Source organism: Sphingobium limneticum, from assembly GCF_008710155.1.
GTDB classification, from domain to species: domain Bacteria; phylum Pseudomonadota; class Alphaproteobacteria; order Sphingomonadales; family Sphingomonadaceae; genus Sphingobium; species Sphingobium limneticum.
Window position 1 is genome coordinate 34,884 of the sequence record NZ_VYPZ01000026.1, and the last position, 19,949, is coordinate 54,832.

The 19,949-nt window shown below is 57.5% G+C and carries 24 protein-coding genes; 17 read left to right on the plus strand and 7 right to left on the minus strand.

What is annotated here, in order from left to right:
• Window positions 1–27: 27 nt before the first annotated feature.
• Entirely contained in the window at window positions 28–936 is a 909-nt protein-coding gene (locus F4U94_RS25605; protein ID WP_120252728.1) for a DUF7146 domain-containing protein, read from the minus strand.
• On the minus strand, window positions 933–1,256 hold the full coding sequence (locus F4U94_RS19825; protein WP_211363317.1) for a sigma factor-like helix-turn-helix DNA-binding protein: 324 nt from the start codon (window positions 1,254–1,256) through the stop codon (window positions 933–935). Before F4U94_RS19825 ends, F4U94_RS25605 begins: the two co-directional genes overlap by 4 nt.
• 523 nt (window positions 1,257–1,779) lie before the next feature.
• Here F4U94_RS19825 and F4U94_RS19830 point away from each other — a divergent pair.
• The 12 genes from F4U94_RS19830 (at window position 1,780) to F4U94_RS19880 (ending at window position 12,628) form a co-directional block, all read left to right on the plus strand.
• The gene (locus F4U94_RS19830; protein ID WP_161600417.1) at window positions 1,780–2,331 is read left to right on the plus strand and encodes a helix-turn-helix domain-containing protein; all 552 of its coding nucleotides are present in this window, start codon (window positions 1,780–1,782) and stop codon (window positions 2,329–2,331) included.
• Between the two features lie 59 nt (window positions 2,332–2,390).
• On the plus strand, window positions 2,391–2,735 hold the full coding sequence (locus F4U94_RS19835) for a hypothetical protein (RefSeq protein WP_019052721.1): 345 nt from the start codon (window positions 2,391–2,393) through the stop codon (window positions 2,733–2,735).
• Between the two features lie 53 nt (window positions 2,736–2,788).
• Complete coding sequence (locus tag F4U94_RS19840) at window positions 2,789–3,229, plus strand: hypothetical protein (RefSeq protein ID WP_120252724.1); 441 nt, start codon at window positions 2,789–2,791, stop codon at window positions 3,227–3,229.
• On the plus strand, window positions 3,133–3,801 hold the full coding sequence (locus tag F4U94_RS19845; protein WP_120252723.1) for a JAB domain-containing protein: 669 nt from the start codon (window positions 3,133–3,135) through the stop codon (window positions 3,799–3,801). The genes F4U94_RS19840 and F4U94_RS19845 overlap by 97 nt, the downstream gene beginning before the upstream one ends.
• A 68-nt stretch (window positions 3,802–3,869) precedes the next feature.
• Window positions 3,870–4,424 carry a hypothetical protein gene (locus F4U94_RS24805; RefSeq protein ID WP_211363318.1) on the plus strand — a complete coding sequence of 185 codons (555 nt, stop codon included), beginning with the start codon at window positions 3,870–3,872 and terminating at the stop codon, window positions 4,422–4,424.
• Window positions 4,421–4,612, plus strand: coding sequence for an AbrB/MazE/SpoVT family DNA-binding domain-containing protein (locus F4U94_RS25610; RefSeq protein ID WP_211363319.1), 192 nt, complete (start codon window positions 4,421–4,423; stop codon window positions 4,610–4,612). Before F4U94_RS24805 ends, F4U94_RS25610 begins: the two co-directional genes overlap by 4 nt.
• Window positions 4,613–4,622: 10 nt before the next feature.
• On the plus strand, window positions 4,623–4,994 hold the full coding sequence (locus tag F4U94_RS19855) for a type II toxin-antitoxin system VapC family toxin (RefSeq protein ID WP_232016546.1): 372 nt from the start codon (window positions 4,623–4,625) through the stop codon (window positions 4,992–4,994).
• A gap of 28 nt (window positions 4,995–5,022) precedes the next feature.
• On the plus strand, window positions 5,023–5,952 hold the full coding sequence (locus F4U94_RS19860) for a nucleotidyltransferase and HEPN domain-containing protein (protein ID WP_120252722.1): 930 nt from the start codon (window positions 5,023–5,025) through the stop codon (window positions 5,950–5,952).
• A 75-nt stretch (window positions 5,953–6,027) separates the two neighbouring features.
• On the plus strand, window positions 6,028–6,762 hold the full coding sequence (locus tag F4U94_RS19865) for an RNA polymerase sigma factor (RefSeq protein ID WP_246171663.1): 735 nt from the start codon (window positions 6,028–6,030) through the stop codon (window positions 6,760–6,762).
• A complete protein-coding gene (locus tag F4U94_RS19870; RefSeq protein WP_120252721.1) occupies window positions 6,759–7,865 on the plus strand; it encodes a FecR family protein in 1,107 nt (368 codons plus the stop codon). The genes F4U94_RS19865 and F4U94_RS19870 overlap by 4 nt, the downstream gene beginning before the upstream one ends.
• 64 nt (window positions 7,866–7,929) lie before the next feature.
• Window positions 7,930–10,518 carry a TonB-dependent receptor gene (locus F4U94_RS19875; RefSeq protein WP_088189782.1) on the plus strand — a complete coding sequence of 863 codons (2,589 nt, stop codon included), beginning with the start codon at window positions 7,930–7,932 and terminating at the stop codon, window positions 10,516–10,518.
• A gap of 1 nt (window position 10,519) precedes the next feature.
• Window positions 10,520–12,628: an Atxe2 family lasso peptide isopeptidase gene (locus tag F4U94_RS19880; protein WP_120252720.1), complete on the plus strand. Its 2,109-nt coding sequence runs from the start codon at window positions 10,520–10,522 to the stop codon at window positions 12,626–12,628.
• A gap of 48 nt (window positions 12,629–12,676) precedes the next feature.
• Here F4U94_RS19880 and F4U94_RS19885 read toward each other — a convergent pair whose 3' ends face one another.
• Both F4U94_RS19885 and F4U94_RS19890 read right to left on the minus strand, forming a co-directional pair.
• Window positions 12,677–14,425, minus strand: coding sequence for an asparagine synthase-related protein (locus tag F4U94_RS19885; RefSeq protein WP_120252719.1), 1,749 nt, complete (start codon window positions 14,423–14,425; stop codon window positions 12,677–12,679).
• Window positions 14,425–15,099, minus strand: a complete 675-nt coding sequence (locus F4U94_RS19890; protein WP_088189779.1) for a lasso peptide biosynthesis B2 protein — start codon at window positions 15,097–15,099, stop codon at window positions 14,425–14,427. Before F4U94_RS19890 ends, F4U94_RS19885 begins: the two co-directional genes overlap by 1 nt.
• Here F4U94_RS19890 and F4U94_RS25115 point away from each other — a divergent pair.
• Window positions 15,098–15,349, plus strand: coding sequence for a hypothetical protein (locus F4U94_RS25115; protein WP_246171664.1), 252 nt, complete (start codon window positions 15,098–15,100; stop codon window positions 15,347–15,349). The two genes, F4U94_RS19890 and F4U94_RS25115, sit on opposite strands and share 2 nt — an antisense overlap.
• 116 nt (window positions 15,350–15,465) lie before the next feature.
• Here F4U94_RS25115 and F4U94_RS19900 read toward each other — a convergent pair whose 3' ends face one another.
• The 3 genes from F4U94_RS19900 to F4U94_RS19910 form a co-directional block, all read right to left on the minus strand.
• On the minus strand, window positions 15,466–16,089 hold the full coding sequence (locus tag F4U94_RS19900) for a GntR family transcriptional regulator (protein WP_120252717.1): 624 nt from the start codon (window positions 16,087–16,089) through the stop codon (window positions 15,466–15,468).
• Between the two features lie 17 nt (window positions 16,090–16,106).
• Window positions 16,107–16,592 (minus strand): transcriptional regulator, encoded by a 486-nt coding sequence (locus tag F4U94_RS19905; RefSeq protein WP_140419419.1) that lies wholly within the window; start codon window positions 16,590–16,592, stop codon window positions 16,107–16,109.
• A 78-nt stretch (window positions 16,593–16,670) separates the two neighbouring features.
• On the minus strand, window positions 16,671–17,096 hold the full coding sequence (locus F4U94_RS19910; protein ID WP_088189776.1) for a hypothetical protein: 426 nt from the start codon (window positions 17,094–17,096) through the stop codon (window positions 16,671–16,673).
• A gap of 388 nt (window positions 17,097–17,484) precedes the next feature.
• Between F4U94_RS19910 and F4U94_RS19915 the strand changes: the two genes are divergently transcribed.
• The 4 genes from F4U94_RS19915 (at window position 17,485) to F4U94_RS19930 (ending at window position 19,788) form a co-directional block, all read left to right on the plus strand.
• Window positions 17,485–18,240, plus strand: a complete 756-nt coding sequence (locus F4U94_RS19915; RefSeq protein WP_425505082.1) for a DsbC family protein — start codon at window positions 17,485–17,487, stop codon at window positions 18,238–18,240.
• 196 nt (window positions 18,241–18,436) lie between these two features.
• Window positions 18,437–18,751 carry a hypothetical protein gene (locus F4U94_RS25120; protein ID WP_026149605.1) on the plus strand — a complete coding sequence of 105 codons (315 nt, stop codon included), beginning with the start codon at window positions 18,437–18,439 and terminating at the stop codon, window positions 18,749–18,751.
• A gap of 129 nt (window positions 18,752–18,880) precedes the next feature.
• Complete coding sequence (locus F4U94_RS19925; protein ID WP_043153801.1) at window positions 18,881–19,147, plus strand: type IV conjugative transfer system protein TraL; 267 nt, start codon at window positions 18,881–18,883, stop codon at window positions 19,145–19,147.
• Between the two features lie 11 nt (window positions 19,148–19,158).
• Window positions 19,159–19,788, plus strand: a complete 630-nt coding sequence (locus F4U94_RS19930; protein WP_425505081.1) for a TraE/TraK family type IV conjugative transfer system protein — start codon at window positions 19,159–19,161, stop codon at window positions 19,786–19,788.
• Window positions 19,789–19,949: the final 161 nt, after the last annotated feature.

Sequence of the window (19,949 nt, forward strand, 5' to 3'; positions counted from 1 at the left end):
ACAGGTGCAGGGCAGCGGAGCCTGTTATCAGGCAGCGCGTGACTGCCCGTCCAGCACATCCGCCCAATCATTATTGGGCGGCGGCGGCCACGCGCTGATGATCTCAAGGCCAGGACGCTCATAGGCAAGGCGCGCACTTTTGTTCGCTTTCCATCCAGCCTCATCCCGGTCGAACAGCAGAACGAGGCGTTCGAGACTGTTGGGTAGCAGGATATGTCCGGCCCGTTCTGTCCCGAGGATCGCCCATACCGGGATCTTGTGCAGTTGCATCGCCGCCAGCGCGGTCTCGATGCCTTCGGCGAGGCCGAGCACCGAAGCGGGAGGCATGAGTTGTACCGCGCCGCGCCCCGGACGTCCGAGCATCATGCGGGGATCGGCAAGATCCTTTGCTTTGGTGGCGGTTGCGGGATCAAGGAAGGTGCGGTGAATGGCGACGAGCCGTCGTCTCTCCCGCACGGCGGCAATCATGGCGGGCCGGAACAGCGCGCGGCTGCCTCGTCCCAGCGGCGTGCGTAGATTATAGCGCAGATCATGCCAGGGCGGGGTGAGCAGGCGCCCAGACAGGTAGCTTTGCGCAGGCGTGTCCACGAGGGATGCGGATGCGTTCCATATGCGTAGGGCTGGCGCTGAACCCGCGCGAGGCGAGGGCACGTTGCGCGACAAATCGGAAATGTGCCGGTCCGCAAAAGGCAGGCGTAAATGCCGGATTGCTCGCAGGACGTCTCTCCTGTCGCAACCGGCAAAACATTTGAAGAGCAATGCGCGCTCGCCAACGCGGATCGACAGGCTGGGATTATGGTCATCATGGGCCGGACACAGGCATAGGCCTCGATCTTTCTGCCATGTTCCGCCTAGCTTTCGGCAAAGGGCTTCGCCTTCAAATTCAAGTTCAAGATATTTCATCGTTGTCAGCCGCCCTGGCGAATTATCTTTCATGTCTCGTCGAGGGCCTGCGAAAGTATCAAAAGCGCCGACGCCAGTTCGCGCTGGACCTCAGCAACTTCGAGACTCAGCCTGCGGGCTATCGCCGGGTAGGCAGAACCCTCGACGCAATGGGCAAGGAAAACGGCGCGCGTTTGCTGCGGCAAATCCGCAATCGCGTTGCGCAACTTCATCATTCGCATGGCACCGCAGGACGCGAAGGCTTGCTGCTCCACCCATATCCATCCACTGACCCACACGCCTTCAGGCGTCTCCTCGATATAGGCCTCGTCTTCGTCGACGCGCAGGACCGGCGCGCCTTCCAGTCTGGTCATGGCGACTGCGACTGCTGGATGCGCCCCCACGTCCAATAGCGCTGCAATGGCATCGAGACGCCGCAGCAGATGCGTGCGGCGCCGACGGCGTGACGGCGGCCAGCCTCCGGTCACAAGATATGTTTTGATGTCTTGCAGCAGAGCACGGACTTCTAAATATTGCATGGCAACCGGATCCCTCTGGGTTCTTCCGCTCGCCTTGCCCCCTCCCTCCTTCGCGAGGCTCGCTCGCTGCAGGGCAGCGCAGGGTCGACGGTCTTGTGTCCAGAGACCATGGGAAGGGTTCGTGAAGCGCCAAGCCTATCTCCAGCTATGATCCTCTGGCGTCGCTGTCGTAGCGTGACCGGTTCGGATTGCTTGCAAAACAATCTGTTAAACCGGATGCAGAACGATTATGTGTTCGAAAGGTTTTTGTTTGAAACAGAATGGCTGCAACCGGATACTGACGGCAAAATAAACGCGAATGATATGGTTGGAGAGGACGCCGCTTCCGGTTGCCATGAACTGGCGAAGGGACACGCCCTTGAACGAGGAAGACTATTCGGACCGGCTTGAACGGCTCAGCACGCGCAAGGGCGACTGCCTGCGAGAAGCCGCCAAAGGCTTATCCTCCAAAGAAATCGCGCGGGTTCTGAACTTGTCCCCTCATACGGTGGACAATCATATTCTGGAAACCCGGCAGATACTTGGGAACGTGTCCCGATGGAAAGCAGCCCAGCTTTTCGTGGACTGGGAGGCTGGCAAGGGGGGGCAGATTATACCCCCCTATCCGATGACTATTCCGGGCGGCGCCAATTGCGAGTCAAATGCGTCCATCGAAACCAAGGCGGACGCACAGCCGACACACGAGGAATTCAAGGATCTGTTCGCAGAAGGACAACGCCCATATGGCGTTCGCAAACAGCCCTCCTCCTTGCTCGACATTGTGCCGCTCCGCGTAGCCGGGAGGCAACGCAATGACCTGAATGGACCCTCCACCCTGATCGCCTTCGCGATCCTCACTCCCATGATGCTCTTTGCCGTAGGGGCCGGAATATCCCTCCTGTTGGTACTCAACGACCTCGTGGCAAAATAGAGCGGCAATTCCTCAAATCCATCACCATAGCCTGCCCGGATGGGCGGGAAGGAGAAACCATGCGTGCTCAACGCCAATCCGTCGCCAAACATGTTGCCGAGCGTTTGTTCGCTGCCGAAGAGGCCATCGACATCGCAGCTGCGCGTATCGCCGAACTCAACGCGGCGTTGCCGCTTGCGCGGCTGGATGCCCGCCTCTCGGCCATGATCGGCCAGGACGCCATCCAAAGCTCCGCCTCGGCCATGCTGCTTGTTGCAGAAACGCGCGAGAAGATCGTCACCACCCACGCCAATCTCAAACATGCCAGTGACGCAATGGGATTACCGGAGACCAGCTATGGCGACCTTCTCAAGGTGGCAAGGGCTGGGTCGCCCGCCCAGGGACAGCATCTCCGAGCGGTGTGATGCTTTCGTCGAGAGAGTTTGACGGATCGGGACATTTGTCGTTCCTCTACGTCATGACGCGACAAGCCCTGTTTCTGGCTCTTCTGCTTTTGAGCAGCGCCTATGCCTTCATAAAGGGCGGCCAACCCGAACGTATCGGTGCGGCCACGCTTTTATGCGGCGCAAGCCTGACTGTGTTTGTCGCGTCGCCTTTCGGGATCCGGTTTCAGGGGGTCGAAGCCGGCATCCTGATCATCGATTTGCTGATATTGGGCATTTTCCTATGGCTTTCAATTCGGAGCACCCGCTTTTGGCCGATCTGGATCGCCGGGATGTTGGGTGCCGAAGTCGTCATTCATGTAGCGCTGATGGTTGCACCAGCTGTGGTTCCCCGTGCCTACATGCAGGCGCTGGCGGTATGGAGTTGGTTCGCCCAACTGGGCCTGATCATCGCCACCTGGCGGCACCAGATGCGATTGACGCATCTGGGTGTCGACGCGCCCTGGAAGAACTGATCGGCCTTACCTGCCCTGATCGCGCGCAGGAATTTTCGGAACGCCTCCTTGCGAGATTTGGCTCTCTTGGCGAGGCTGTCTCAGCGCGTTCGACCGCCAGGATCGAATTGCTGGATGGCTCGATCCAGGTCGAGCAAACCTTCCTCAGCTTCAGGCGTGCGATGACACGGATGCTGAGGGCCTCACTCATGCAGCGGCCCATATTATCCAGCGATCAGTCGGTGCTCGATTATTTGAGGGCGCAAATGGCCTATGACCCGATCGAGCGGTTTCGGGTTCTGTTTCTTAATGCGGGCAACGAGTTGATTGCAGACGAGGTGATGGGCGTCGGAACGGTATCGGCAGTTCAGGCCTGGCCCCGCGAAATACTGAAACGCTGCCTGGATCTGGAGGCAACAGCGATTCTCCTCGTCCATAATCATCCCTCCGGTTGCCCAACGCCGTCGAGAGCCGATCGCGACCTCACAGACAAGATCGCGTACGCCGCGCGCTGTTTCAATATCGTGCTTCACGATCATCTGATCGTTGCCCGCAACGGGACGATCAGCTTCCGAGGGGCCGGTTACCTTTAGGTCTCCGGTCTCCAGATATCCCTGTTTTGCCACGGAGCGAGAGCATCCGTGAAAAGGAGGTCGATGCGATGACTTCTGTTCCGAATGAGCAAAATCCAGATGGCCGCACCATTGTGGCCGATGATGTCCGCGCGGCGGCCTGTCGGCAGCTCATTGCTCTGGATGGGAAGCTGGAAAAGCTGGTGGGCCGCGCACTACTGTCACGCGCTTATTGGCCATCGCTGCTAGTGATCTATCTTGCGGAACTCGAAGGAAAGACCCTCTATCAAACCGGGCTGTCGATTGCGGATGGAGAGCCCGCAGTGAATGCGCATCGCAGGACTGGCAAACTTGTTGAAATGGGAATCCTTACTCGGGAACGCGACCCCGGCGATTTTCGGCGAAACAATCTCGCAATGGTACCTCAGATACGCCGCCTGCTCGACGAAGCGATCGACGCTTTGTTCTTACTGCCGGGAATGGCTGGCGATCACGAATCGTTGCAACGGTTTGCAACGAACTTGATACGCGATAATGGAATACGGTACTGTGCCTACAACGGTACCATTGCCGGAGGACCTGTCATGAACATCGTTCGAGGGAAGATCATCGCGGGTGGGCGCGTTCGCTCCCAGCTGATATGAGGCGTACGCTTGGTCTGCAAAACGGCGATACTGTGCTGATCGAGATAAATGATGAGGCGATCCGGATACGGCCAGCCCGATCTGCCCTCCGTCGAATTCAGGATCGGCTGCGCGCCTTTGCCCCGAGTGAGGGATTGGTATCCGAGGAACTGATCGCCGAACGGCGAGCCGAGGCGTCGAGTGACTGATAGGATTTATGTGCTGGATGCGTCGGCGCTTCTCTCCTTGCTATTTCAGGAGCCGGGTGCCGCTTATGTGGAAGCGCGGCTTCCTCGTGCCTTGGTTTCAGCGGTGAATTATCATGAAGTGCTGGCGAAATTGATCGACCGCGGCGTCGAGCCGAACGAGGCGAGCGCGATGCTGGCGGAACTGGATATCGACATCATCGCTGTCGATCGGGAACAGGCGAATATTGGCGGAGCTTTCCGCGCTGTTACCCGCAGCGCTGGCTTGTCGCTTGGAGATCGCTCGTGCCTGGCTTTGGCGCAAATCCGTGGCGGCGTTGCTGTTACAGTCAATCAGGCCTGGGCCATGCTGGACATCCCAATTCAGGTCGAACATGCGCGATGATTGATAAGTATGATATGAGAACGAATTGATGAAGACGGATATCAATCATATCCCTGCCAACAAGCAGCGCGAACTCGACCATGTCGTCGAAATGCTTTTCCAGGGCTTCCGCGAAGCGACACAGGATGCCAAGGGCAGGAAAAAGTCTGCTCGCATTCTCAAGGTCATCCTTTTTGGCTCCTATGCGCGAGGCGACTGGGTTGATGCACCACTGGATGCGAATCAATTCAAATCCGATTACGACATATTGGTGATCGTCAATCAGAAGGAACTTGCAGATCGGGCCGCTTATTGGGCCGAGACCGAGCAGCGCCTCGTCGATGCCTATCTTGTCGAAAGAAGCATTCGGACGCCCGTCAATTTCATCGTGCACTCACTCCAGGAGGTAAACGACGCGCTGGCCCATGGACGCGTCCTGTTCTCGGAGATCGTCAAGGACGGTGCAATCCTTTATCAATCAGACGATCGATTGCTGGCGTCGGCAAAGCCCAAGACGCCAGAGCAGGCTTATCTCGCAGCAAAAGAATATTTCGAAGAAATGTTTCCTGCTGGCATGAGGCGTTTTAAAGGCGCTCAATTCTATACCTCTGAAGGCTATCTTCGCGACGCAGCTTACGATCTCCAGCAGGCCACGGAACGGTTGTACCAATGTGTTCTGCTGACCCTGACTTTCTATACGCCATACGACCATAATATCATCTTTCTACGATCCCTGGCCGAAGGCCTCGACAGGAAGCTTTTCGATGTCTGGCCGCGCGGTACAAAGGCCGAACGTTCCTTGTTTCAGAAGCTCAAGGAAGCCTATCGCAAAGCGCAATATTCCAAGCACTTCAAGATTTCGCTCGAGGAACTTACCTGGTTGCAGGCGCACATCCAGACGCTAGGGGAGTGCGTGCATGAAATCTGCACCAATCATATCGCCGAATTGAAAGCTGCTGCTGACCGGCTGGAGAGTTAGCCGATGGAGCAATTTCGCCCTGCAAAGGCTTGATCCGCCCTTCCTCCCTCGATAACATCGGCCTTACGGGCTGGAGTGCTGGCAGCCACCCGCAGGATTATCCTGTCAGGTATTTCGACGTTCGACATACGGGTCGGACGGCCTACCTCCAAATTCTGGAGCGTAAGGTTCACCTCACACAGCTTCTCCCTCGCCATGCGCGTGGGCCAGCACTGCCGTATCGTGAGGAACCGTGTTTTCATGCCGCCAAAAGAAATCGACCGTCCGCGTGAACTGACGGAGAATGAAACACAGGAAGGAACCGGCTTGGAATTTGTCGATGTTCGGCAAATCTATGAAGTCGAGGCGCCGCGGCTCCGCCGCTATTTCCAGGCCCGTTTGCGTTCTTCGAGCGATGACGCCGGCGACTTGGTACAGGAATCCTTTATCCGGCTTCTTGGATGCATGGCGAAGACCAGCTTGCCAAGACCGGCGGCCTATTTGCAGCGGATCGCGCGCAACCTGCTGCTGGATCGATACAAGCGGCTGGAGACGCGCCTTGCCGCTTGCCATGTGCCGATCGGCGAACAGCATGAACCTGCGGTCGCGCCGGATCAGGCGACTCGCATTGAAGTCGAAGACATGATGCGTGCTTATCGGCGTGCGCTCGGCGAGCTGCCCGACAGGACGCGAGACGTGTTTCTGCTGCACCGGGTCGACGAACTGACCTACAAGGAGATTGCCGGCAGGCTAGGCATTTCCATCCCGACCGTGCAATATCATGTCGCCCGCGCGCTTGCACATATCGATGCAGCTTTGGAACAGGAATGATGGACGATACCCAGCCGCCACGTCTTCATGGCCAGCTAAGAGAAGAAGCCGCAGACTGGTTCGCCATCATGCGCAATCCCGAGGAAGCGGACGTCAGGCGCAAGGAATTCGAAGCCTGGCTGGCCCGCGGCGCGTTGCATCGCGCCGCCTATAGCCGGATCGCCGAGACATATAGCGTCGGTAAATATCTGAAGGAGGACGAGGCAGGCGGCGGGCATGACGTGGCAGAAGCCGTTCCCGCGCCCTCGGTATCCGTCGATCAGCCCGCGACGCGATGGGGCCGGAAACGAAAGGCGCTGCTGGTTGCAGGCGTAGTTGTCGTGATGGCCTTCGGCGCGCATTGGGCGTTGGGTTCACCCGTGCTCGATGGTGCCGGAATGGCGCAGGCCCCTTCCGACGCATCGCGGGCATCCATGCCCGCACCATTGCGGCTTGCGACATCTTCGGGTGAAATCCGCACTTTCCAGCTCGACGATGGCTCGGTGGTTGCCCTGGATACAGATAGTCTTGTACTCGTGCGGTATGACGCATCCCGCCGCGATCTGCAGCTCATACGTGGACGCGGGCGTTTCACGGTTGCGCATGAAAACAGGCCGTTCACCGTACACGCCGGTCAAAGGACGGTTGTCGCGCGCGGCACGATTTTCGATGTCGCGATCAGTCCCGAGAAATTCGTTCGGGTGAGCCTCATGCGCGGTGCCGTTGACGTCGAGGGCGAGGCCCTTGGCAAAAGCCAAACAGCGATCAGACTTTCACCGGGGCAGCAAGTGGCATTGCCGGCCAAACCCATGAGCGCACCGCAAATCGAAAAAGCTGCAACAGACGATGCACGCTGGCCCGACGGCTTGCGGGACTATACCAACATCAGGCTCGGAGATTTGTTTGAAGAGGCCAATCGCTATGCGACGATTCCCATTATCGCCGCGACGCCGGAGGTGAGCGCAATTCGGGTGTCCGGTACGTTCCGCATCACCGACACGCCCCGCCTCGCCCGTAATCTGGCCGATCTGCTTGCGCTGGCGGTGATCACCGGCCCAGCCTCGATTTCCCTTGCCCGCGATTGTCCTGCCAATTCCCAGGGAAATTGCCGCCCGCCATCATAATCAACTCGTCTTCGTCGTCGTAGCTACCATGGAACCGGAAAACAGGCCGGCATGATGGGGGCAAATGATGATGAAGATCGCAATGTGGGCATTCAGTTCAGCGATGGCGATCGTGGCAGCCACCGCCCCGATACCGACCATTGCAGCGTTGAATCAGGGAGAGGAATTCCATCTCGATCGGCAGGATCTGGCGGATGCCTTGGCTTTGGTGGGCCGCTCGACCAATTATGAGATCATCTTCCAGCCTCGCTCGGTCAAAGGACGGCAGGCCCCTCCTTTGCGCGGCACCTACACGGCGATCGAGGCGGTCGAAGCCCTGATCAAAGGGACGGGCCTTGAAGCTGTCGATCAAGATGGAGCTATTCTTATCCGGGAGCGATTTTCTGAAACCACAAGTGAGAAAACCGAGGGTCGCGAAATCGGCATTATAGTGACGGGCACGCGCATTCGTGGCGGTCCATCAACTTCACCGGTTACGACTATCGGTCGCCAGGAGGCCCTGGCAGCCGGCCAGACCGATCTTGGCCAGATCATCCGCGATTTGCCGCAGAATTTCGCCGGTGGTCAAAATCCGACCCTATCCGCAGCCGGCCAAGGAGGGTTCACAAATGTATCCGGTTCATCGGCACTGAACTTGCGCGGCCTCGGACCGGATGCCTCGCTGACTTTGATAAACGGCCATCGCGTCGCCTTCGATGCCATCAGCCAGGGAATCGACATTTCATCGATCCCGCTGGCCGCGATCGAGCGGATAGACGTCGTAGCCGATGGCGCATCGGCGTTATACGGCTCGGATGCCGTCGCAGGTGTCGCCAACATAACCTTGCGACGGGACATCGACGGTGTCGTCACGTCTGCTAGGCTGGGAGCGGCGACCGATGGCGGGTCCGTCACGCAGCAGTATAACATCGTTGCAGGTTCATCGTGGCGCACCGGTGGCTTCATGGTAGCGGCAGATTATCAGGATTCTAGCCAGATCACCGCGCGTCAGCGATCCTACACCGGCAACGTCGCTCCCGACGCAACGCTGATACCCGCGCAAGACCAGATCAGTCTGGTGATGGCGGGGCATCAGGCGATCAGTGATGCGATTGGCTTCGAACTCGATGGTCATTACATGCACCGCTCCACGTCACGATGCCTGATCGCGGTCGTTGCGTCGAGCTGCTACGCGCAGGGCAGCGTCGTGGAATCGACCGCTGATAGCTGGTCATTATCCCCGGCGCTGAAAGTCGAACTGTCGGCGGATTGGAATGCCCGCCTGTCGGGAACCTACAGCAAAAGCGATACGGAAATAGTCACCAGCGTATTTTCTGCCGGCACGGAAACCTACCGCGCGCTACCCAACTACAGCAACGAATTGAAGGCGATCGAACTTGGCGCTGAAGGACCGCTCTTCTCATTGCCTGGCGGCGAAGCGAGGCTGGCGGTTGGAGCGGGCTATCGATCCAACACACTCACAATCGATTCACGTGCCGTTGTCGGCGGCATTGAGGCAGCGACCGAAGCCCTCAGCGAAACGCGGGACGTGGCTTTTGGCTATGGTGAATTATTCCTGCCCTTGGTGGCGCCCGCCAATGGCATCAGCCTCATCCGCAAGTTGAATTTGATCGGTGCCCTGCGGTATGAAGATCATGATAATATCGATCGCGTAACCACACCGAAGCTGGGCCTGCTCTATTCGCCATTCGAAAGCGTCGAATTCAAAGGGAGTTGGGGCAAGTCGTTCAAGGCTCCCAATCTGTATCAGACCGGTCAGCTGACCAACGCACAGCTCGTTCCAAGCACACGATATAATCCAGCCCCTCCGACAAATCTCCCGGTCCTCTACCTGTTTGGAGGCAATCGGGACCTCGAACCCGAACGCGCAACGACCTGGACGACCTCAGTGGCGATTACGCCGACATTTATGGACGGGTTCAAGGCTGAGATAGGGTATTTCAATATTCGTTATCGCAATCGCATAGCCTCACCCGTCGCTTCATCAGGGAGGGCCTTCCAGCCAGTCTACAGCGACTTCATACAGGCCAACCCCAGCGCATCGGACGTCCTGTCCGCGATCGACGGGATAACGGGCGTGTTTACGAACCTGACGACCGGCACTTTTGACCCCGCTGCGGTTTCAGCGATATTTCGGAATTACCTTCAGAACATCTCCGTGCAAAGACTGGAAGGTGTCGACTTCTCGGCAAGCTACCGCCGGGATCTCGGCCCCTATGGGCAATTGTCGTTGAAGGGATCGGCGAGTTATCTCGACAGTATCCGGGAGATCGCACCCGGCCTGCCATTGGTGGAGCAGGCGGGGATCATCTTCACCCTGCCGCACTGGCGTGGCCGGCTGGGTGCAAACTGGCAGCGGGACAATGTCAATCTGTCCGCCACAGGCACATATATCGGCAAAACCAAAGATAATCGCCTTTCACCCACCGTGAAGGTGGATTCCTTCACTACGCTGGATACGGTCGCCACGATCCGCAGCGGTGCCCAGCGCGGGCTATTCGCCGATGTAGAATGGCAGGTCGGAATCCAGAACCTCTTCAATGCCAGGCCGCCAAGAATTCGGGCCACTTATGCCGCTGAAGTGCAGGCGGATTCGACAAACCACTCGCTTTACGGCCGGTTCGTCAATTTCACTTTGACGAAGAAATGGTGATATGCGCCATTATCTCATTATTGTGCATCTGCTGACGGCGTCGGCTTTAGGAGGCATTGGCCAACCCGCTCTGGCGGCCGACGGTTGCGAAACGCTTCTACAGACGGATGCGATCAGCGGTGTTCCGGGCCCGGCAACCCCTGAGGCGTTAGCCAGGCTGAGGGATATTGGGCCTGCGCCCCGTCCTGATCGCACACGCCCATTGTTCACATTCTCTCCCGACCATCGCGCGGTTGCTTTTCTAGTGCATCGCGCCGATCCGGGAGAGAACCGCTATTGCACAGGCTTGGTGCTCCTCCCTCTCGCGCCAGCGGCTCGGCCGAGGCTGCTGGATATCGGCACCGAACTGATCCGGGACGAACCGGCGAGATATGGCTGGGCGGCATTCCCTATTGGCTCCCCCGCACCAGTGACGCCGCGCTGGGCGCCTGACGGACGGTGGATTGCCTATCTCAAGCGCGCAGGAGGCAGAACACAGGTCTGGCGAGCAAAGGTCACCGGTGGCGATGCGAGGCAGATAACCCGCGCTCCAGTGGATATAGATGATTTCCGTATATCGTCTGACGGGCGCGCCATAATCTATGCGGCGCGCCCTGGCCTCATCACAATGAATGCCACTATCGATCAGGAGGGACTGTCGGGATGGCGCTATGACGAGCGAGCATTTCCTGTCCGCGGCGCTCGGCCGCAAACACCAAACCCGGAGCGCCATTATGTCACGATCGAGATAAGCAGTGGTATCGAGCGCCCTGCTTCTCCTGGCGAGATCAGCATCTTTATGCCGTCCGCCTCCGCCGCCGCCGATAAGATCGGTTATTCGTTAGGGCCTTCGAGTTGGAGCGCCTATGCGGAACCAGTCAACAGGTCGGTATATCCACCAGATTACCGAGTGGTCGTTGAAATGGGCACGGGCCGTCGCCTAGTCTGCCCGGCAGACCTGTGCCGAACGGACAGATCGGTTTCTTTTTGGTGGTCGGGTGACGGCAAACAGCTTCGCTTTGCGCGCAAGGAAGGCTGGGCGAACAGCCTGACGGCAATTTACGAATGGCGACCGGGCAGTCGCACGGTGCGGCGTCTATATCTGACGAGCGACGATCTGGTTGAATGCCAGCCATTGGGCAATGACCTTCTCTGTTTGCGCGAGCAATCACTCGCGCCGAGACATTTTGTGATGCTGGGGCTGGATCGCACGAAAGAGCAGAAGATTTTCGATCCAAATCCAGAGTTTGCGTCGCTGATCCTGGGGGCAGCCGAGCGTCTGAATTGGCGGAACGGCTTTGGCGTCCCCTTTTATGGTGATCTGGTTTATCCGGTCGGCTTCAAGACCGGACAACGATATCCGCTTGTCATTGTTCAGTATCGAACCAGGGGATTCCTGCGCGGCGGGATCGGCGACGAAGTTCCGATCCAGGCATTTGCCAATCGGGGATATTTCGTGCTGGTCGTCGACAATCTGACTTATGAGGATATCGTCGGCAAACAGAAGTCAGCCGGTGCTCTAACGGCGGCATTCAATCGTGATTTTGCAGGACGCCGAAACATAGTCTCGGCGATCGAGGCCGCGACGCGATCTTTGATCGACCGTGGGTTCGTCGATCCGAAACGGATCGGCATCACTGGCTTGAGCGATGGATGCACAACGGTGCAGTTCGCAGCCATTCACAGTATGCTTTTCTCCGCTGGTTCGGTGTCGGGGTGCGGATGGGAACCCGTGCAGGATGCGTTTTTGGGGCCAATCGTTGCACAAAGCTATCATGATGGAGGATGGCCTCGCCTGGCGGACATGGATACCAACTTCTGGTCTCAAATATCGGTGATGGCACAACCAGGACGCGTACGGTTCCCGATGCTGTTTCAGGCCGCAGACAACGAATATTTAGCGATGGTCGCAAGCCATACGGCTCTGACGCAGGCAAATATTCCAAGTGAACTCTATATCTTTCCGGATGAGGATCACATCAAATGGCAACCAGCCCACCGACTTGCGGTATATCGCCGCAATCTTGCCTGGTTCGATTTTTGGTTGAACGATCAAAGACCCACGGACACCGAAGGTCACAGTGATGTGCTTCGCTGGGAGGAGATGCGCAAAAAATACATTCGACATTGAAGTCTTGGAACGAAACAAGCGTTTCTGAGGGTCAAGTCCGTCAACATCTTATCGCGCAGACCAAGAATTGGTCCATGCTTCGGTATCCAGCAGCGCCATCACCCGAGGGCAATCAAGCAACTCAAACTTTGCATTCGGTGCCATTACGCGTTCGACGGCCGCCCGATCAAGCAACCCGTGGCGGGCGAGATTTCCTTCCAGAAGGCGTTCGCTTATTGCGGCACGGTGACGAGCGATAAATCTCGCGACAAAGCCATCCGGGCTGCCCTTTCCGGATCGACCAGAGACAGGGGCAGGCAAGACGTCAGCAAATGCGCGCCGAGCAACAGCGCGGTCGATGCCTCCTTCGCACGCCCACCACGAGGGAACGCCCAGGCAGAATTCGATGACCGGTTGGGATAATAGCGGACTGATCATCGGTACCGCCAAGGCCTTATCTCGATGCTCAATGTGATGCAGAGCACGCAAGATCATCGCTACATGACCCTTTTTCCCCAGCGGTACCGTGGCCGGGGAATTCCGCCAGGGATGTTCTGGCAGAAGGCCGCGCTCGCTCTCCACAAATTCCCGACTGAGATAGTCTCCCGCACCGTTCCACTGAAGCCCTGTCGTCCTTGGGGAAATTCTAACAGCTTCGGCTACCACCTCCCAAATATTCGCGCCGGTGATACGGCAAATATCGCGCGCGGTGGAGACCAAATCCAACGACCATCCCTCAGTCCTTAGCCGATCAAGCAAAGGTCGAACCGAATGCGTAAGATAGAAAACATTGTCTCCTCCAGCACCCACGAAAAATGCGGCAGCTTGAGAAGTTGCGGCCGCGGCTCTCACTCTCTTGTTATAGGTCTGTTCGTGCGCTTTCCCTGAAGGGATGGGAAAGCCTGCAGCAACTGATTTATCCAGATCGATATCGTCGTTTGAATAGAAGTCTTCGATAAGTTCGGCATCAATGGCCCCACTGACATACCGGGCGTATGACCTCTCGTCGCCAACCGGATCGTCAGTAGCCAAGGTCAAACACGTAACCTTGGCGCTGCTTCTAGCCAGGCAAGCAGTCACAATGGATGAGTCCAGTCCTCCCGATAGACCAACCAGCGTGCGCGGAAAACAGGACGCCCACGCGCTTATGCAAGCCTGGACAACGCGCCCCAGCCCTTCGCTACGTTTCTTCCGATCGTCATCTCCGTCATAAGCGGTATAGTTCCAAGGACTCCAGTTTTCTGCCCTGTTTATCTCGCGTCCCTCTAGGATCAGCGAACATCCACCCAAAAGCTGCGATACACCGGAAAGTGCTGTTTCTTCTGGTGGCAACTGGTGCCAATAGAGCGTCCTTCCCACTCCATTCCAATTGACTGAAGGCGTGAACAGCCCCGTGTCGATCAAGAGAGAGATGTCCGACGTGAGCGCAGCGATCCCGCTCAATGATAGATAGTAGCAAGGCATTCCGCCGGATGGGTCGCGTAGTATCGTTACACGATTAGAAATTGAAATTGCCGCAACATAGCTGCCCCAATAGTGTTCGATCAGAGATTGGACCGGATCAGGCGCAAATCGAGCGGCATCATCAGACTTTAGCTCGCAAACCTGCTCAGGATATCCGTGACGGCGAAACAGCTTGCCTATGATCACGCCATTCCCTTGGGGTAAGAGTAGAACATCGAGTAGTTGATCCGAGAACAGAATAATTCGGCCATGCCGCCAGACGAGAGGTAGCTGGGTTAGAGTCGCGATGTGCTGGATATGCTCTTGGTGCCCTTCATCTTCAGCAAGAATGAGCAGGAGGTAGCGGTGCTTCATCACGCCACCATTATCGGCAAGAACATTCTCGCACGGTCCGGCTTTTCGTTGAGTATCGTGCTTCCTTTCTGTACCCAGCAATGGGCTGCGAAGGGATCTGCCTGAACGCCGATCACCAACATTGTCGGCAACCCCTGCCTGCGGCAAGTGACCGCGAGTGCCAGCGATCGCGACAGGCAACGGTCATGGCTACCAACGATCAGATCGGCATATTCGAATGAGCGGGCGATTTGCGCCAGCTTCACATTGTGTAACTCCGAAGACCCTTTATCCACATGATCGGCCAATTCGCCAAGTTGTTCGATCATCCGGGCAAAGGGCCAACGCTTGGCTCGCCTCAACCACAATAAACGAGACCATATTGCCCCGATGACGGATGTGAGCGGCGGGTGCGCGTGACCAACATCGATTTGCGTGGTTGGTGGAGTGACTTTTGCGGAAATCGTCAGTTCGGGGTCAGGTCGCTGAGGCAGCGTAACGAAAATGCCTTCATTTATCAGCTTCTGGAGGTGATCGAGATCGTCATCAGCAGGCTGCGCACCAGATGCCCAACGCGAAAAGCTTTCATGGAAATGTGGCGGCAATGAAAAATAGCGACCGATCGCAAGGTCCAGCAGGATCACGCGATCCACCGATATGCAAAAGCTCAAGCCAGGCCGAAGACCGAAATACATGACCTATTTCCTCCGAACAGCGAAAAGCACGCGGGCTGGTATGGCCCGCGTGCCCGGCATTTCAGTCGTCCGAGAGTCCAGGGACGAGCTGCTGACCGCCGATCCCGTCGCTGTTGTCGAAACCGGGTCCCTTGGTTTCTTCCGCGACGGAGCCGAGGTCGATCAGCTCGGATCCAACATGTTCTTCGCGATTCATAATAGCCTCCATTCTGAAATCAGCTGCACCATTGCAGCCAGATTGATTTTATGATGAAGAATGGAGAATGACCGAACTTATAAGGTATCGGGCATGTAGCTATTGCGTACTTGCGCGCATTTCCGCTATTTTTATGTCAATGCGGGAGCATAGCTTGCTGATTTTATTGTTCATCCTAGCGGCCAAAGTGAATCGGATATCTTTTCAGCACGACGCATCCGCCGGCGGTGATAGGCACGTAGAACCGAAAAACGGTTCAGACCTGAACCACAATTGATCGCCGCCGTAATCTGCTGCAACTCCATATCAAGATTGTCCATAACAAGATGCTCCCGGAGTCGTATGGCTTGAAGACGATCGTTGGCGGCGTGGAGGGAGCGGGCATGTTCACGATTAATGGCTTGATCAGCCAGCGCTCTGAACAATCCTGTGGCGGCTCGCGCGACTTTCTCCCCGCCAACAATATCCTGCATAACCAATGACTTCGGTGTCAAAAGCTCGGTCGGCATCTGCACCTTGATAAGGTGACGCACGAGATGGTCGTGCCAGCTGTAGAGATCCCGGACCGCGGCAGGCGTTGCGATCGGAACCCTAAATCCACCACCGGTGCCGATTTCGAGAAGATGTTCACCCACAAGACGCTGCGCTGCGTCTCTGATCGGCGATATGGATACACCATATTCGATCGCGACAGCGCGTTCGATAATCGTCCCTCCAGGCGAGAACCGTCCCGACAGAATATCGGTCTTCAAAAGGAGATAGGCGCGATCCGCCGCGACTGGTTCGGGAGACATGTCTGCCCCACCAGAGCCTAGCGGCTCCCTCCCAGCAAGGATCGCTGGGTGATCCGCGTAAGGATAGCAGACTGATGCCGTGCTACGACCTCAAGCATCTCACGCTCAAGATCCCAAAGATCGTCATGCATCAAAAGTTCTCTGGGTATCGGCATATCATGCTCCACGGCCAGTAAAGGAATGAACAAATGCAGTGTCGTCATGCGCAGCGCGTGCGCGCAGCGGATATGATCCTCAATCATCGAAGTTTCGACGCCTGCTTCGATTTCGCGGACCCAGCGTTCACTGCGCCCGATACCGCGCGCCATGTGCCGTTGCGTGATACGGTCCCGGCGGCGGCGGCGTTCGATGAGCTTTCCGGAAAGCTCCTTGATCAACGACAGGGCCTCACTACCCGTCATTTTCGGACTTTGAAGCGTCATCTGCAGGTCTCCCCGGCAGCGGCTCAAAACTCCAACCACATCGCTGTAACGGTTTTTGTTGTAAATTAATCCGTTGGTCAACGGATATTGGTATCGTGAGCGAGAGTAAGTTTGCATCGCAGATCAGTAATACTGTCATCTGCGATAGTGTTTTATGACCTATCTCGCTGAACGCTTAATCTTGTCGAGCATGACGTGATAGCTTCTCAATATGTGAACATCTTCAGCGTCCCGCATATGCAGGAGGGCCGCTAGAAAAATTTTCCAGACTTGGGGTGATGAATAGATGACACCCGCAGTTTCGATCTCGGCTGCGATCGAGTGCACGAGATCCGATAAGATGCGGGATGTTCCGACATGACGGATTTTACGACCTCCCAACTGGTGCAGTTCGGGATCGAGCAACGCGTTTGCCATTTCCCCCCCTGGGCAAAGATGCAGCAGGTGGACGGCGACGAACAGGGTCGAACCATAGGACAACAGATCCCCGACCAAATGACATAGCCGGCAATGATCATCCAGGAAAAGTTGCATTCCTGCGTCGGACAGTTGGAGCTTATATGCTCTGGATGCCTGATGCGCCATTATCGCCCTCCATCTGACTTGGCAAAAAACATGCTTGTCTTGTCCATTCCCATGCATGCCGGTTGATTCGGCTAAAGTAGAACCCGAACGGCCATGGGAACAAAGCAGGAAACCGGAAATGTAATTCCGGTTTCCGGCAGTGTGGCTCCGATCATCGGCACTTCATTACCTCAAACCGGAACGGCAGTTCCTCCTGCCTTGCGACCCGGCTGGTCCTGCTGTCACTCAGGCCGGGTTGAAACGACAAGGCCGTCAAAGCTTGGCGCGGGACCAGATCATCAAGTGGTTCTCAAGGCCAGAAGCTCGACTACTACTCAGGAGACTTGCGCCCATGGACAGAACGCTATCGGTAGGTGTCGGCTTGCTCGTCGGCTTTGCGGGAACGATTATGTTCTCGACCCCCAGCATTGCGCAAGAGGCGACTGCGGTTACTTCTCCTGTGGCTTTGGGAGAAGCCGCAAAGATTGCGCAAGCGCAGCTTCACCAGACCTTCACCAATCTGCGCTTCGAAGAATTTGGTCCCGCGCCCGTCGAGGGCCCCATCTATCAGGCGACCGCTGGCGGCCGGATCATCTATTATGCGCCGCAAAGTGAGCATCTTTTGTTCGCCACGGTCTACGACCGCAACGGCGTCAACCTGACCGCGCTGGCGCAGGAACAGGGTGCCACGCGCCGTGTCAAAGCCATCGACCCTGCCAAGGCATTGGCGATCGGCCCTGCAGATGCGCCCACGGTCATCGAATTCACCGACCCCGACTGTCCCTACTGCCAGGCGCTCGATCGCTTCTGGAGCGCCAAGGCAGCAGAGGGCAAGCGGGTAAGGCGTCTTATCTTCTTCGTGAGCGGCATCCACCCGACCGCGGCCGCCAAGGCCGAGCATATCCTATGCTCGGCAGATCGCGAGGCAGCCTTCCGGGCGGCCTATTCCGGCCAGACACCGCCTGTCCTGCGTCAGTGCGCGGAGGGCCGTGCCAAGGTTGCGGAGGATGCCGAGCTGGTCGCCAAAGTGGGCGTTTCAGGAACGCCGACGCTGATCGCGGATGGCAAGCGCATCTCGGGCTTTCAGCAGGCCGAACTCGAAGCGTTCCTCGATCGGCACGCAAAACCTGCGCTTACAAAGGCACCGTCCGATGCGCGGCGCTGAACGAGCGCGCGCCATCGCGACTACACACAATCTCTTGGCGGAGGGCATCCGGCCTGGCCCCAACTGGCCTGCGCGGATGAACCAGGATGCCGGCGGCGGCGGGCTCATGGAGCCGTCCACCGACGCCCCGGCCGACACCGATCTTCCTTCGATGCCGGCAGGCTTTGGTTGGACGGCTCTTTTTTGGAGCAATGCTATGATGCACAAATTTGGCAACAAGGTCCTGGCGGTGGCCAATGTCGGCCTCCCTTTAGGCGCGATGGCCCTGGTCGGTGGCCCGGTTCATGCCTTCTCGGCGCCCGCCCAGGGCGATCTTGGTTACGACATATACGATATCGTCGTGAACCAGGGCGTGAAAGGTCCGATGGGATTTGTGGGCGGCGTCGCCGCCTTCCTGTTCGGCGTCTCGCGCCTTTTCTCGAATATCATGATCGGCATCCCGACCATCGTCGCGGCCGTCTGCCTCATCAAGGCGGACTCCATTCTCCAGACCTTCGGGATGGTCATCTGAGACGCGAAGGTGGGGCAGGCACCTGGCTGACCAGGCGCTTCCCCCACCGGCAACAGGCTGGGGACCGATGGTCGGTTCCTGGAGAATGATACCTTCGAAGGTATCATGAAGCCAAGAGGAGAAGGGCAGATGGACGAACGCCTTCCGCAATATCTGCATCGGCCCGTCCAGATCCTTTGGTTTGGATCTGACGAGTTTCTGCTCGCGACCTCGAGCATTTTCGTGGCCGCGATCGTGGGCGGACTTGTCGGCTGGGCGCTCATCGCTGCCCTTCTCCTTTTCATTCCGTGGAAGCGGACCAAGCCCAGGGGCTATCTCCCCCATCTCGCCTGGCGCTGGGGTCTTGTTTCCTTTCCTTATTATCCGGGTCCTACCCAGACCCGCTTCTTCGAGTGAGCGCCATGGGCATGTTCGGGCACAAAAAGACAAAGGAGGATCCGCTGCTGGGCAAACCGGCGAGCTACGGCATCCATCGCTACCTGCAGGGCTCGGCCAACCTGTTCGAGGAGAACCGCCTGCTCAAGGTCGCCATTGCGGGCATGTTCGGCGTCACCGCCGTGCTGGGCGTGGTCATCTACACGACCAACCAGAATGCCCGGACCGTGATCGTCCCGTTCGGAGCCACCGGCGATCTTCACGTTTCAGGCAATACACCGTCCGAAGCCTATATCGTCGCCATGACGCGCAACATCGTCGCGCTGTCGGGTACCTGGTCGGCTTATTCGGCCGACCGGCAGTTCGAGGAGTTGTTGGGGCTCGTCCACCCCTCCGCCTATGGCGCGATGCGCGACAGTCTCAATGCCATACTCGACGAACTGGCGAACAACCCGACGCTGTCGATCGCCACCTATGTCCGCAACGATCAGCCGGTCCGCTGGACCGCCCATGAGATCGTCGTCCCGGTCGAGAAGGTCCGTGTCATCGGCGGCGTAATCCGCAAATTCCGGGGCATTTTACGCATCGGCTACGGCATCGAAAATGGCCGTTTCTGGCTGACGCGTCTTTCCGAGGAGCAGTTCGATGTCGAAACACGCTAATCAGCGCATGGGAGCATGCGCCGCCGTTTCCGGGTGTTGAGTTGCACTGAGAAGTGACCCGGGAGGGTTATAAGTTTTCACTGAGAATTGACCCATGTTTTCCTCGCCCCTGGCTGACAGTCAGGAGGCATCGGAGTGATCGACATGGACCTACTCAGTGT